The sequence below is a fragment of the Flavobacterium columnare NBRC 100251 = ATCC 23463 genome (assembly GCF_002530675.1).
Lineage (GTDB): Bacteria > Bacteroidota > Bacteroidia > Flavobacteriales > Flavobacteriaceae > Flavobacterium > Flavobacterium columnare.
The window spans coordinates 1-14,057 of record NZ_PCMX01000028.1 but is presented as its reverse complement, the minus strand read 5'-3'; the positions used below and the strand labels follow the sequence as shown (position 1 = coordinate 14,057).

The following is a 14,057-nucleotide window of genomic DNA, read 5'->3' as shown; positions in this document are numbered from 1 at the left end:
TTTAAATTTCTTAAAATAAAAGTTAAAATCTGTAACAAATGCCAACAAAAGGGGTCTATTAGAATAAAAGATTTTTACATACATGAAAACAACTAAATTCACTCTTTTGTTATTCTCTTTTTTATCATTTGCTACCTATGCACAAGAAAATAAAGATAAAACCAATGAATTGAAAGAGGTAGCAATTGTTAAAGAAAAAAAAGCAGTTGAACAAAGATCAGACCGCACTATTTTTGAATTAGCAAGTCAAGCGCATTTAAATTCAGGTTCAGTTCTGGAAGGAATGAAAAAACTACCAGGCTTGGTAGCCTCCGATGTTGCAGGTATGATGTATCAAGGAAAACAATTAGATGTGTTTCTAGATGGAAGGCCCCTTGCTATTTCAACAAACGAATTAAATGCTTTTTTAGAAGGGTTGCCCGCTAATTCAGTTGAAAAAATAGAGGTTATTACCAATCCAGGAGCTGAATTTCCCGCTACCTCAGGAGGAGCTATTCTTAATATTGTTACTAATAAAAGAGCAAAGAGCTATCTAACAGCCACATACACTAATAGTAGTAGTTTTACCTCTTATAGTAAAAATCGTTGGCGTACGAATAATAGTATACTCTTAAGTTCTAAAAATAAATTCTTCGGATGGCAGTTAAACTTTGGGCAAAATTATGCTGAACGAGGGATGTGGTCTGAAGTGCTTAAAAAGGAAGACAATCTATCAACTTTATTAACCTCTAGTAGTTCAGATCGTATTTTACGAACACTTTTTGCTAAAACAGGTCTTACGTTTGATATAGGTAAAAATAGATTATTATTAAATTATGATATTTATTCGAACAACAATACCAGTGCAACAGATGCTATGGGATTGTTACCTAATTCAACTTTGTTTTCTACAATAGATGATAGTAAAACGCTAACACTACGTCAAGATGCAGTAGCAACGTATCAAATGCGTTTCTTAGATTCCGATAAAAAATTGGACTTTAAATTTAATTTTAATAGTGTTGTAAATGATTTTAATTTATTTTCAAGAAACTTAAATCGTAATACTTTGAGTAATGGATCTGATCAACGTCTTTATAATTTTAAAATAGATTATAATCAATCCGTAAAACTATTGGAAGAAGGAAAAATTAGTATAGGAACTCTATATGAAGAACTCTATTTTAATACGTTTAATAAAAATGTGAATAATTTAGAATATAGAAGAATGACTGCTTCTACTTATGCCGAGTTGCAAACTAAATATAAAAAGTTTGAGTTTACTCTAGGACTAAGAGGAGAAAATTATGATATTTCAGGAAAAACAGAAACACAACCCTTGATTCCTTTTAAACAATACAGATTATTCCCTAACGGAAGTATTCAATATAGTTTAGCTAACAAAATAATTTTATCAGGGAGTTATAATAAAAAAATAACATTACCAAGTACCTCTTCTCTTAATCCTAATAATACAAATTATCAAAATCCAAATGTTGGATATTTAGGAAATCCACAATTACAGCCTACACTGTTTAATAATTATGAATTTAAATTGTCTGTTTTTGAATATGCTTTTGTAGGGTATAATATAAGTGAGGGACTCAATCAAGTAGCTCAAAGAATGTATTTAAACGGAAATAGAATGGTTAACACCAATGAAAATATTTCCTCAATGAAGATTCATACCTTTAATTTAGGTTTGCCTATACCTTATATGTTGTTTACAAAAGGATTAAAAGAAACAGCTAAATTTAATTTTAATCCAGACAAAATTAATTTCATGTTTTTATATGCGGGAAGACAAAAACATGATATTCCAAACGCTGATACAAACGCATTTTGGATTTTTAATATTATGTCACAAGTGGTATTGCCAGGAGATATAAAATGGGTGACAAATTATAGCCATATTACAAAAGGAGGTAATTATTTTTATTTTGTAGCACAAAGACCTTTTAATCATAGCTTGGATATGACATTCTCTAAAAAGTTTTTATCCAATCAGTTGACTGTTTCAGTAAATGTAGACGATGTATTTAATTTCAATAAATCTTCATTCAATTCTTTAAATACACCACTTTATATGTCTAATAAAAACGATACACGTAGGATAGGATTCACTTTAAATTATAAGATTCCTACCAAGAACAAAATAGCAAAAGAAGATCCTAATATGTTAAATAAAGAAAAGAAAGAAGATAACGGAACCCTAATCGTAAATTAATACCATTTAAACTTTAAATTTTCTTTTTAAAAATAGGACATCTACAAAAACAACAAAAATTAGTGTTGGTTCTCGATGCGCTTCGCGCTCGAACGAACGATGCTTTCAATTATATAACTCAACCGTCTGTTCGAGTTGTTTTTAAAATGAAAAAAAACGTATCGAGAACTTTACTTTTTAATCCAGTGTATTTTGAGTTTAAATGGTATAAAATACCTTTTATAATGTATATAAAAAGACTTAGATTGCTATTTGTATTAAAAGAGGCTGTTGGGACAGCCTTTTTTTATTGACTGAATTTAAGTTTTAGGTAGAACCCAGATTGAGCATTAGAAAAATATTACAAATAAAAAAGGAATGTAGCAAAAGGATAGCTTTGGTAAAAATTTCCGCGCCTTTTTATCTTTTTTGCCCTTTTATTCTTCATTACAAAGTTTAACGCATAATCTGGATTTAATACAAATGAATGCTTTTTGGTAAAAAACAAAAAGTAAAGTAAATCGGGTATTGATTAAGATCTAAATACTTAATTCTTTTTTGAAAATTCTTCTAAATCGCTCAAATGAAGTCTTAAAGCATGTACAGAAATACTAATTTCCCAAAAAGAAATGCCTAAAGAAACCAATAGACTAAAAAGACTAAAAACGAAGAAATAAATGGCAATGTATTGTAAATCAAAAAATAATAATAACATTGCAAAAACAGATAAAAATAAACAAAGTACTCCCATAAGTTGCATAAAACGTATTAAGGTTAGCCGGTTGTTTAAGTTTTTAATTTCAAGGATAATAGATTTGTTATGAGCCTCTTCATAATTCTTTTTCAAATTTCTAATAATTTGGGCAATAGTTAAGAAACGATTTGTATAGGCTAATAAAATTAAAGAACTGGCTGAAAATAGTAAGGCAGGTGTTTCAATTGATAAGGTCATATTCTTATTTTGTTTGTTAGTTAAAAAGGATATAAAATGTTTACTTAATTTTATCTATTCTATAGGGTTGAACAAAATATGTTTTTAGAGTTAATGATCAAATAATAACATAGGAACGGCTATTATTAATAGGATTCAATCTTTCGTTACAGATCATTAGTTAGCAAACTAGTTAAAGGTAATATAAATTAATAGTTTTTATCTTTTTTGGAGCCATAGAATAGAAACGGCTAAATTTTTCTTTTTTAAGTTTTATGCTATTTGAATATTACCAATCTTCTCAGATTTGATTCTGACTTTAGAATAGACTCTGTCAAAGTTACTAAAAATACTTAACGGTTTTTAATGTCTGATTATTTTAGGGATTAAATTTATCTTAAAAAAAAGATCTTGTTTTCCGTGACAATCCGGTAAACGTTACGGGATAAAATTAGTTTTGAGTGCTTATTTTTGGATAATTTTGTACGGATCTTCTATAAATATTCGTTGCTATTATATAAAAAACAAAAAGTAAAGGAGGGGAATTATGATATTATAAATTAGAATGTATTCAGATAAGAAAGCGTATGCCGAGGATGGTTTTAGGCTTAAAAACAATGAATTAAGAACATTAATTCGTTTGTTTTGACTAAGATTGACCTTTTGAATAGATTAAAAAAAGTCAAAATGTTTATTTTAAAACAGAATTTTAATAGAATTGAAAGTAATAATGTTGTTTTGGGTGTGTTTTTTTGATAAAAATAAAATTTTGATAACAAAGAATAAAAAAAACTTTATTTATAAATAAATAGACGTACATTTGCCTTTTAATTTAAAGGTTACTGCTTTTTGATTTTCTGTTCAAGTACTTTTTTAACTTCCTCAGTAATTACTTTCCAGCTGCCATTTTTTTAAAATCTATTTTTTAATTAGAAGTTATGTACCCGTAGTACTAAGATACTATGATTTATATCTATATGATTAATTAATGGTTAATGATACAAGTAAATCGAGATATATATGGCAGATTCTTATTCTAAAAAAGAAAATAATAAGAAAAAAGTAAAAAAACAACAAGATAAAGCGCTTAGAAGGAACGAGCGTAAAGTCAATAATAATAAAGGGAAAACCCTAGAGGAAATGTTCGTATATGTTGATAAAAATGGAAAGTTAACTTCCGTTCCGCCTCATTTACAAACTGTTGAAACAGATAAGAATAGTGAAAATATAAATAAGAATACGGGAGAGATAAGAAAAGATTTTTCTACAGGTCTTATTACTTTTATAAAAGAAACAGGTTTTGGCTTTATAACCGAGGATGAAACCAGAGATAATTTATTATTTCATTTTGAAGCTTCTAATACTAAATTTAAAAGAAATGTAAGAGTAAGCTTTAAGAAAGAAGTCACCCCTAAAGGTTTTAGGGCTACACATCTCATAATTATTAATTAAATATAAATAGAAATGCAAGAAGGTACAGTAAAGTTTTTTAACGAAACAAAAGGTTTTGGATTTATTACTTCTAATGATGGACAAGAAATTTTTGTTCATACTACAGGTTTAACACAACGTGTAAGAGAGAATGATGTAGTCGTTTTTGAGGTTGAGCGTACAGCTAAAGGATTAGCTGCTGTTAATGTGAAAAGAAAATAATAAGATTGTTTTAAAAGCCTGATTCTCATCAGGCTTTTATTTTGGTGTCTACTTTAAAGATTCAAAACTTCTTTTCACAAACGAAGTTAATTCTTCACCTTTTAATAAACCTTGTGATAATTTAGCTATATCTAAAGCCTGTTTTACTAAGTCTTTTTGTGCGTTTTCATCGCTATTTAGAATAGATGTAGCTAACTCAGAGTTTGTATTTACTACTAAGTTATACATTTCTGGGAAATTGCCCATCCCAAACATACCACCACCGCCAGTTTGACTCATTTCTTTCATACGACGCATAAACTCTGGTTGTGTAATCATAAATGGGGCAGAAGTGCTTTCTAAAGCTTCCATTTGAACGGTATAGTTTTCTTTAGGAACTACTATTTCAATCGCATTTTTTAACTTTTCCTTTTCTTCTTCAGACAATTTAGAAATTGTAGCATCCTCTTTTTGAATTAATTTATCAATATGATCAGCATCGACACGAGTAAACATTACATTTTCATTATCTGCTTCTAGTTTTTGAATCAAATGCGAAACAATAGGTGAATCTAATAATAATACTTGATAGCCTTTTTCCTTGGCAATATCAATATAGCTATGTTGAGCATCTTTATTAGAGGTATAAAGAATAACTAATTTGCCATTTTTGTCAGTTTGGGTGTCTTTTAAAGCTTCTTTTAATTCTGTTAAAGTGTAATATTTATTATCAGTAGTAGGATACAATACAAAATCACCTGCTTTTTCATAGAATTTAGCCTCTGATAGCATACCATATTCTAAAACCACTTTAATATCATTCCATTTTTTTTCGAAATCTTCACGATTTTCGTTGAATAACGATTTTAATTTATCGGAAACTTTACGCGTAATATAGTTGGATATTTTCTTTACATTGCCATCTGCTTGCAAGTACGAACGAGAAACATTTAATGGAATGTCTGGCGAGTCTACCACACCTTTTAGCATCATCAAAAATTCAGGCACGATACCTTCTACGTTATCTGTTACAAATACCTGATTTTGGTATAATTGAATTTTATCTTTCTGAATCTGCAAATCGCCAGTCAATTTAGGGAAGTATAAAATACCAGTTAAATTGAAGGGATAATCTACATTTAAATGAATATTGAATAAAGGGTCTTCAAAATTCATTGGGTATAATTCGCGGTAGAAGTTTTTATAATCTTCCTCGGTTAATTCAGATGGTTGTTTTGTCCATGCAGGATTTGTGTTATTAATAAAATTATCTACTTCTGTATATTCTGTCTTGTAATCTTCAGGAGCATCTTCAGGTTTTGGTAGAGCCTCTTGTTTAGTGCCAAATTTAATAGGAATAGGCATAAACTTGTTGTACTTTGTTAATAATTCGCGAATCTTGAATTCTTCTAAAAATTCTACAGAATCATCAGCAATATGAAGGATAATTTCAGTTCCTCTTTCTGTTTTATCATGAGGTACAAGAGTGAATTCAGGACTTCCATCACAAGTCCAATGTGCTGCCGATTCGTCTTTAAAAGATTTGGTAATGATTTCTACCTTATTAGCTACCATAAAAGCAGAATAAAAACCTAAACCAAAATGACCAATTACACCTGAATCCTTAGCTGAATCTTTATATTTCTCTAAAAATTCTTCAGCACCTGAAAAAGCAATCTGATTAATGTATTTTTCTACTTCTTCAGCAGTCATCCCTAAGCCTTGATCGATGATGTGAAGTTTTTTGCCTTCTTTGTCTACTTTTACCTCAATTATAGGATTTCCGTATACTGTTTTAGCTTCACCAATACTGGTTAAATGTTTTAATTTTAAAGTAGCATCTGTAGCATTAGAAACCAATTCGCGTAAAAAGATTTCATGGTCACTATATAAAAACTTTTTGATTAAGGGAAAGATGTTTTCTACTGAAACATTAATTTTTCCTGTTGTCATACGTTATTTAAATTTAAGTTTGATGGTTTATATCTTTTCAAATAAGATACCAATTCTTGAAATATGACAAATTGACGGTTTTCGTAGTAGATTTTCTACTAAAAAATTGCTAAATTGGTATTAAATTTGCCTCGTTGGCAAACGTAAAAAATCAAAATAAAATGAAAAAACTAGTTTTAATGGCCACTGTGTTAGGAATTATGGTTTCCTGCAAGCCTAAACAATCATTAGTTACTACAAGTGTAAATAGAAAAACACAAGTATCACTAAAAGGGGATTGGGTAGTTAGTGGAGTAGAATATGCAGGGTCTGAATATTTTAAGGTAACCTCTTTTGAAATTGCAGATGCAAAATGTTTTGAAGGAAGTGAATGGCATTTGGTGTCTAATAATGATTCGGGTAATGTGGCTTTAAATAAAGCGGGTTGTTCCTCGTATGCTTCTGATATTAAATGGTATGTAACTGACGAAAACCAAATGGTTTTGAAGTTTATCAAAGAAGGTGAAAAACCAAGAAAAGTGACTTCTGGATATATTTTGATTGTATCAAATGTAACACAAAACTCATTTGATTTAACAAGCAAAGTACAAGTTGGAAATAATGGAGGTAAGGTAGTTTACCATTTTAGAAGAAAATAAAAAAACATAGAAAGATGAAGAAAATAGCAATATATACCCTGTCAGGAGCCTTTTTGATTAGCGGAATGACAAGTTGTGAAGCAATTAAAAACACAAATAATACACAAAGAGGAGCTGCATTAGGAACTGTAGCAGGTGCTGTTTTAGGAGGCGTGTTAGGAAATAACATAGGAAAAGGAGGGAATGGTGCTTTGGGAGCTGTTCTTGGAGGTGTTATCGGAGGTGTAGCTGGTGGAGTTATTGGTAACAAGATGGATAGACAAGCACGCAAAATTAGCGAATCATTACCAGGAGCACAAGTAGAAAGGGTAGGAGAAGGAATTAAATTAACTTTGGGGGAAAACTCCGTTAATTTTGATTTTAATAAAGCCACTTTAACTGCTAAAGCTAAAGCGAATTTAGATAAATTAGTGCCTGTTTTTAAAGAATATCCAGATACCGATATTAAAATTTATGGTTATACTGACAGTAAAGGATCCGATGAGTATAATTTGAAATTATCTGATGATCGTACAAGAGTAGTAAAAAGCTATTTAGTTTCTAAAGGCTTAAATACAAATCGTTTTATTACAACAGGTATGGGAGAAGCGGATCCATTAGTAAGTAATGATACGGATGCTGGTAGAGCTCAAAATCGTCGTGTTGAATTTGCTATTACAGCCAACCAAAAGATGATTCAAGATGCTAAAAACGAAGCAGGACAATAACAAACTATAAAAAGGGGCAGTCTATAAAAGAACTGCCCTCATTTTTATTGAATTGTAAATTCGGATTTTTTAGTAGAAACAATTTTTCTATTTTCTAAATCATATAAATCCAAAATTAATTTGTGTGTTCCTGTTCTGCTTAATCCTTCTAAAACTTTTGGTACCCATTTTTCGTTTAAAAAAGGTGTTTGATCTAAGGTAATTCTAACAGTGTATTTTTTAGAATCAACGTTTATCTTAGAAGCTTCTGTTAAAATATAATCAATTAAAATCCTTTTAGCGTCAGTTGTAGAATAAGATCCTCTAGGTCTGCTGGCAAAAATGTCTGATTGATTAGTACTATTTATTCTAGCAATTTCTTCTCCATTCTTAATTGTGCTTTTTACTGCAATGATTGCTTCAGGATTTTTATATATTTCATGATAAGAACGTCCCGCAGCAATTACAATACTGTGTTCACCATCCGTTAAATTGTATTTAAAAGGATTACTAGCTACTCCTACATAAGGAGCATCATCTACAATTAAGTGTAAGTGTTGCCCCATTGGTGAAAAAGGCAGATTAACGATTGCTTGATCAGGTGTAGAAACTCCCAATTGATAATTATTTAACGAAAAATTAAATTCACCTCCTCTGTAAGTCCATGGTTTAATACTAGGTGTGTTTGTAGGTTGGTGGGTCATAACGTCAGTTAATGTCAATAACTCAAAAGGAAGAGAGGTTTTAGGTTCTAAATTCTTTTGAAATGAGTTAGACAACCTTTTGATAACAGCATCTTTCACATCTAGATTAGAAGGGAATATCGTAACAGATTTGACTTTTACCATGTGTTTGTTTGGAGCTAATTCTGTTTTTAAGATGATTTTTTCTAATTTTTGGTTCGACCATAAATGAGCTAAGTTTGATTTTTTTACATTAATGATAACCTCCCCATTTGTAGTGGTATAATCTCCTTCTACAGCAAAGTTGTTAGCATAAGATTGGTCAGTAGCTATCCATCGTTGAGCTGTGAATTTTCCATCTTGTGAAAAGGAAATCCTTACAGTGTCTTGTTTGTCCCATGTTCCTATAAAATCATTTTGAACGGAGGGAGTTATCTCTGAAGGAGAAAGATTGTTTTTTTCACAAGATAGAAGGCTCAAAATACTAAAGCCACTGAATAAAGCAAATTGGAATAATTTTGATTTCATTGTTAATTAAAATTGGTTAAACATTGTTGAAACAAAACTACTTTTTGCTAAGGAATGATAGAATAGACAAAAAAACAGAGATATGGATAAAAAACTAAACTTTTATTTGAAAATCTTCAATATGATTTAGCTTTAAGTTTATCCGAAAATCTTTTGGAGAAACAAGGGTATGTTGTTTGAAAATACGACTAAAGTATAAAGGATCTTCAAAACCTAATTCATAAGCAATTTCTTTTACACTCAAGTTAGAATTAAAAAGTTTACTTTTAGCCAATGCAATGAGTTTCTCATGTAGGACTTTTTGAGTGGTTTTGCCCGTTTTGGATTTAATAAGAAGAGTTAGTTCTCTAGTTGTTAGATTAAGTTTTTGAGCATAGAAATTAGGTTGATGTTCTGAAGTGATGTATTGATCTATTAATATTTTAAAACGATTCAAATCAGGATCTAATAGGATTTCTTTTTGAGCGGTTATACTTCTTAAACATAGAAGTAATAAAATACTTATGTAGTTTAATATTAAAAAGTAAGTTCCAATTGAAATGTGTTGTATTTCTTCTTCAATTAAACTTAATTGATGTGCTATCTTGTGAAAATCTTGAGCGGGAAGTTGCATAATACGAGTTTGTAATATGTTTTGAAAAACAACTCCTTGACAGCCATATTCCTTTGCGTGTATGTCTAAACAAAAATAATTGGGATGAAATAAAAGTAATTTACCAGAAAGACCAGAAGTAAATTTCAATTGTTGATAAGGATAAAAAAACAAAATACAATTTAAAGTTATTTCATGTTTTGCATTTTCAAACAATATAGGAGAAGATATTTCGTTATTAAAAATGAAAATGCCATAAAAGTTTTTATTTATTATATAATCCCAAAAATCAGTATTGTTAAAATTTATAATAGAAACGAGTATTTCATTCTGATTATTTTTAAAATCAATTCTTTCCATTCTTTTTTTTTGAAATTTATTGTTATGATTTTAAAAAAAATGGTTTTATATATCAATTTTTCTTTTCAAATCATAATTGAATCTTATTATTTATGCTTAAAAAATATTTGCGTCTTAGATATTCTTGTTATTTTTGTGACCCTAATTTGAGAAAATGCTTCAAGTAAAAAATATTTCGTTCGGATATACAGATACGGCTATTATAAAGGCTATAGATTTTGAGGTTCAAAGAGGACAGAACATTGCATTAATTGGTGAAAGTGGTTGTGGAAAGAGTACTTTATTGAAATTGATTTATGGATTATATGATGTAAATGAAGGAAGTCTTTTTTGGAATGAAACCCCTATTACAGGACCTAAGCAAAATTTAGTTCCAGGGATGCCATTTATGAAATATATGGCACAAGACTTTGGACTAATGCCTTATGAAACCGTATCTGAAAGTGTAGGGAAGTTTTTGTCAAATCAACTGTTAGCAATTAAACGATTGCGCATCCAAGAACTATTAGACATAGTAGAAATGGGTGATTTTTCAAGACGTAAAGTGAGTGAACTAAGTGGAGGACAACAGCAGCGTGTAGCTTTAGCCAGAGTCTTGGCTTTAGAGCCCGAAGTGTTACTTTTAGACGAACCTTTTAGTCATATTGATAATTTTAGAAAAAACGCATTAAGACGTAATTTATTTGCGTATTTAAAAACCAAAGAAATTACTGTAATTATTGCTACTCATGATAGTACAGACGCATTGGCTTTTGCTGACGAAACCATAGTCCTGAGAGGAGGAGAATTAGTCGTTAAAGCGCCATCTAAAGAAATTTATACGAATCCGAAAAATAAATACGTTGCCTCTCTATTTGGAGAAGTTAATGAATTAGTTATTAATAAAAATGGATTGTCAGAAACCATACTATTATATCCACATCAGTTAAGGGTTTCAGAGGAAGGACAGTTAAAAGCCACAGTCAAGCAATGCTACTATAAAGGAGGGTATTATTTGATTAAAGCAGCCTTTAATGGACGACCAATTTTTTTTGAACATCGTGATCTTTTAGAGCTACAGTTAGACGTAAGTTTAGAAGTTCTTATATAAGCCCTATTATAAGTGCCATGCCATAAAAAAAAAGTAAAAAAGCTACAACTTGTTGGACAACAGTAAGTGTAGTCTTTTTTACTATTTTATTACCCCAAAAAACCCCAATAAAAGCAGATAGTGTAGCAATTACAACCAATCTAAAATCTAGGTTTAAATCATTGTTAATAATTCTAGGGATATAAATACTTATCCTTGAAATATCTATCAAACAAGCTATTACCACTCCCGTAGCAATAAATGATTCTTTTGTTAGGCCAGCTCGGATTAAAAAAGCACTTCGTAAAGCTCCTTGATGACCAGAGACTCCACCAAAAAAGCCACTTACAATCCCGCCAAGGCTTAAATATTTGTTATTAAACTCCAACCTCTTTAGTTTAGGTATAATGTCAAATAAAGCAAAGAAAATAAGAAGAAAACCAATGAGGATTTTCAATAGAGTTATTTGAAAAGTTTTGTTTTCTAATTTATATTCAAACAAGCTATTTTGATTCGTTAATAATGTAAGAAAATAAGCACCAATGAAGGCAAATATTATTGCGGGTATCCCAAATTTTAGAATTACGTCTTTATCGGCGTTTTTACCCAATAAAAAAAGTTTAAAAACATTATTTAAAAAATGTACAAGAGCCGTTAATGTAATTGCTATTTCAATAGGAAAAAATAATCCAAAAACAGGAAGTAAAAGAGTTCCTAATCCAAAACCTGAAAAGAGCGTTAAGCCAGCTCCTATGAATGCAACGATACAAATTATGATATAATCCATAGTTTAAATAGTAAAAAAATAAAAAGAGGAAATCAATTCAATACAAAGATCAAATAAAATTAGTATACACAAGCAAGTTATATTTTAAAAATCAAAGCTTCCTATTTTGAGATGTGTTATTTTTAATGCGTTTTTTTAAATTGTTGATTTATAAAAAAAGAGTTGTAAATTTTGTTAATACTGTAAGTTAGGTTAACTTTGTTGGCTGGTTTTTAACTAAAATTTTAAGTATGTATCATTCTAGAATTTCAGGATTGGGTTATTATGTTCCAGAAAATGTCGTAACCAATGACGATTTATCTAAAATTATGGATACCAATGACGAATGGATCCAAGAAAGAACGGGAATCAAAAGAAGACACCATGTAAATAGTCCTGAAGAAACGACTACTTCAATGGGAGTAAAAGCAGCTGAAATAGCTATAGAAAGAGCAGGAATTAGCAAAGACGATATAGATTTCCTAATTTTCGCAACGCTAAGTCCAGATTATTATTTCCCAGGGCCAGGGGTACTAGTACAACGTGATTTGGGACTAAAAACGATTGGAGCATTAGATGTTCGTAATCAGTGCTCTGGATTTGTGTATGCTATTTCTATTGCAGATCAATATATAAAAACAGGGATGTATAAAAATATATTGGTTATTGGTTCAGAAGTTCATTCTAGAGGATTAGATATGACCACTCGTGGACGAGGAGTATCTGTTATTTTTGGAGATGGAGCAGGAGCAGCGGTTTTAACACGCGAAGAAGATTTGTCTAAAGGTATTTTATCTACTCACTTACATTCTGAAGGACAATATGCAGAAGAATTAGCTCTTATTGCGCCAGGTATGGGAAAACGTTGGGTAACAGATATAATTGATGATAATGATCCAAATGATCAAAGTTATTTCCCTTATATGAATGGACAATTTGTATTTAAAAATGCAGTAGTTCGTTTTAGTGAAGTAATTATGGAAGGATTAAAAGCTAATAACTTACAAGTGTCTGATATAGACATGCTTATTCCTCATCAGGCTAATTTACGTATTTCTCAGTTTATTCAGCAAAAATTCCAATTGACAGACGATCAAGTATATAATAATATTATGGAGTATGGAAATACTACAGCAGCTTCCATTCCTATTGCGCTAACAGAAGCTTGGGAACAAGGTAAGATAAAAGAAGGGGATACTGTTGTTTTAGCCGCTTTTGGTTCAGGTTTTACTTGGGGAAGTGTTATTATAAAGTGGTAATCTATAAAAAAAAGAACACTTTAGCGTTTAGTTACTTCGATATTAGGAGAAATCATATTATTAGTACTATTATGATTTCTCCCTTTGATCGAAATGACAAGGTTGAGGTCTTTTAGGAAATCTCTCTTTATAGAGAGAAAATCTTTTGTACCCAGTTCGTTAACTTATACTGTTTCATAATTGACTCATCAATTTTTGTATCAGAATTAAGGAAATCTTCAATATTATCAAGTTCATTAAGGTCGTTTAAATGAAAAATAGAATTAATTTTAATCAAATCATATTTTTGTATAGAAGGATTGTTTGTAATTATTTTTTTATTAAGACCCAATGCTTCAAAAATCCTAAAACTCAAACCGCTTTGGTTTTTTCGTATAATGTCTATTATAACAGAACTTTGTTTGTATAAGTTTAATGTTTCAGATTGACTAAAACGTTTTCTTTTAAAAATAATATTAGGATAACGACCTAAACATCTCTTTTTAAAATTATAAATCCAAGATTTTTTACCAATACTGTAAAAGCTAAAAGAAAGTTTTTTTCTTTTTAATATTTCACCTATTTGATTCAATAAGTCAATTCTTTCGTCAATAGAACCAATGTAAATGAAATTCTGGGTTATATTCTCTGCGGATTTATTTTCTACAGTATAAATATAATTGGATGTTTTGACAAAGCAATGTTCTTTGCAATTTTTAATATCAAAAGAATATATTTTATCAAAAATATTAGACGGTAAATGGTCAATCGGATTTCGTTCTATGCTATCATATAG

The 14,057-nt window shown here is 29.9% G+C and carries 13 protein-coding genes; 7 read left to right on the top strand and 6 right to left on the bottom strand.

Going from position 1 to position 14,057, the window contains the following annotated elements; genetic code table 11:
• Positions 1 to 82 precede the first annotated feature (82 nt).
• Positions 83 to 2,206, top strand: a complete 2,124-nt coding sequence (locus B0A78_RS04740; protein ID WP_065213252.1) for an outer membrane beta-barrel protein — start codon at positions 83 to 85, stop codon at positions 2,204 to 2,206.
• 526 nt (positions 2,207 to 2,732) lie between these two features.
• Here B0A78_RS04740 and B0A78_RS04730 read toward each other — a convergent pair.
• Positions 2,733 to 3,137 (bottom strand): DUF2721 domain-containing protein, encoded by a 405-nt coding sequence (locus tag B0A78_RS04730; RefSeq protein WP_014165350.1) that lies wholly within the window; start codon positions 3,135 to 3,137, stop codon positions 2,733 to 2,735.
• A 999-nt stretch (positions 3,138 to 4,136) separates the two neighbouring features.
• On the opposite strand from B0A78_RS04730, the gene B0A78_RS04725 reads away from it, so the two are divergent.
• Positions 4,137 to 4,568 carry a cold-shock protein gene (locus tag B0A78_RS04725; protein WP_014165349.1) on the top strand — a complete coding sequence of 144 codons (432 nt, stop codon included), beginning with the start codon at positions 4,137 to 4,139 and terminating at the stop codon, positions 4,566 to 4,568.
• 12 nt (positions 4,569 to 4,580) lie between these two features.
• On the top strand, positions 4,581 to 4,769 hold the full coding sequence (locus B0A78_RS04720; RefSeq protein ID WP_014165348.1) for a cold-shock protein: 189 nt from the start codon (positions 4,581 to 4,583) through the stop codon (positions 4,767 to 4,769).
• Positions 4,770 to 4,817: 48 nt separating this feature from the next.
• Here the strand turns inward: B0A78_RS04720 and htpG are convergent, their stop codons facing one another.
• On the bottom strand, positions 4,818 to 6,701 hold the full coding sequence (gene htpG / locus B0A78_RS04715; RefSeq protein WP_014165347.1) for a molecular chaperone HtpG: 1,884 nt from the start codon (positions 6,699 to 6,701) through the stop codon (positions 4,818 to 4,820).
• A gap of 161 nt (positions 6,702 to 6,862) precedes the next feature.
• Here htpG and B0A78_RS04710 point away from each other — a divergent pair, with 161 nt between their 5' ends.
• The gene (locus B0A78_RS04710) at positions 6,863 to 7,339 is read left to right on the top strand and encodes a hypothetical protein (RefSeq protein ID WP_065213938.1); all 477 of its coding nucleotides are present in this window, start codon (positions 6,863 to 6,865) and stop codon (positions 7,337 to 7,339) included.
• A gap of 14 nt (positions 7,340 to 7,353) precedes the next feature.
• On the top strand, positions 7,354 to 8,046 hold the full coding sequence (locus tag B0A78_RS04705) for an OmpA family protein (protein WP_041253206.1): 693 nt from the start codon (positions 7,354 to 7,356) through the stop codon (positions 8,044 to 8,046).
• A 44-nt stretch (positions 8,047 to 8,090) separates the two neighbouring features.
• Here B0A78_RS04705 and B0A78_RS04700 read toward each other — a convergent pair whose 3' ends face one another.
• Both B0A78_RS04700 and B0A78_RS04695 read right to left on the bottom strand, forming a co-directional pair.
• On the bottom strand, positions 8,091 to 9,236 hold the full coding sequence (locus B0A78_RS04700; RefSeq protein WP_014165344.1) for a hypothetical protein: 1,146 nt from the start codon (positions 9,234 to 9,236) through the stop codon (positions 8,091 to 8,093).
• 94 nt (positions 9,237 to 9,330) lie between these two features.
• The gene (locus B0A78_RS04695; protein WP_065213255.1) at positions 9,331 to 10,188 is read right to left on the bottom strand and encodes a helix-turn-helix domain-containing protein; all 858 of its coding nucleotides are present in this window, start codon (positions 10,186 to 10,188) and stop codon (positions 9,331 to 9,333) included.
• Positions 10,189 to 10,342: 154 nt separating this feature from the next.
• On the opposite strand from B0A78_RS04695, the gene B0A78_RS04690 reads away from it, so the two are divergent.
• Positions 10,343 to 11,278: an ABC transporter ATP-binding protein gene (locus B0A78_RS04690; RefSeq protein WP_014165342.1), complete on the top strand. Its 936-nt coding sequence runs from the start codon at positions 10,343 to 10,345 to the stop codon at positions 11,276 to 11,278.
• Here the strand turns inward: B0A78_RS04690 and B0A78_RS04685 are convergent.
• Complete coding sequence (locus tag B0A78_RS04685; protein WP_014165341.1) at positions 11,271 to 12,044, bottom strand: sulfite exporter TauE/SafE family protein; 774 nt, start codon at positions 12,042 to 12,044, stop codon at positions 11,271 to 11,273. The two genes, B0A78_RS04690 and B0A78_RS04685, sit on opposite strands and share 8 nt — an antisense overlap.
• Before the next feature lie 230 nt (positions 12,045 to 12,274).
• Here B0A78_RS04685 and B0A78_RS04680 point away from each other — a divergent pair, with 230 nt between their 5' ends.
• A complete protein-coding gene (locus tag B0A78_RS04680; protein ID WP_014165340.1) occupies positions 12,275 to 13,282 on the top strand; it encodes a 3-oxoacyl-ACP synthase III family protein in 1,008 nt (335 codons plus the stop codon).
• A gap of 127 nt (positions 13,283 to 13,409) precedes the next feature.
• Here B0A78_RS04680 and B0A78_RS14430 read toward each other — a convergent pair.
• Positions 13,410 to 14,057 (bottom strand): hypothetical protein (locus B0A78_RS14430; RefSeq protein ID WP_097609429.1); only part of this gene is annotated, 648 nt, incomplete at its 5' end.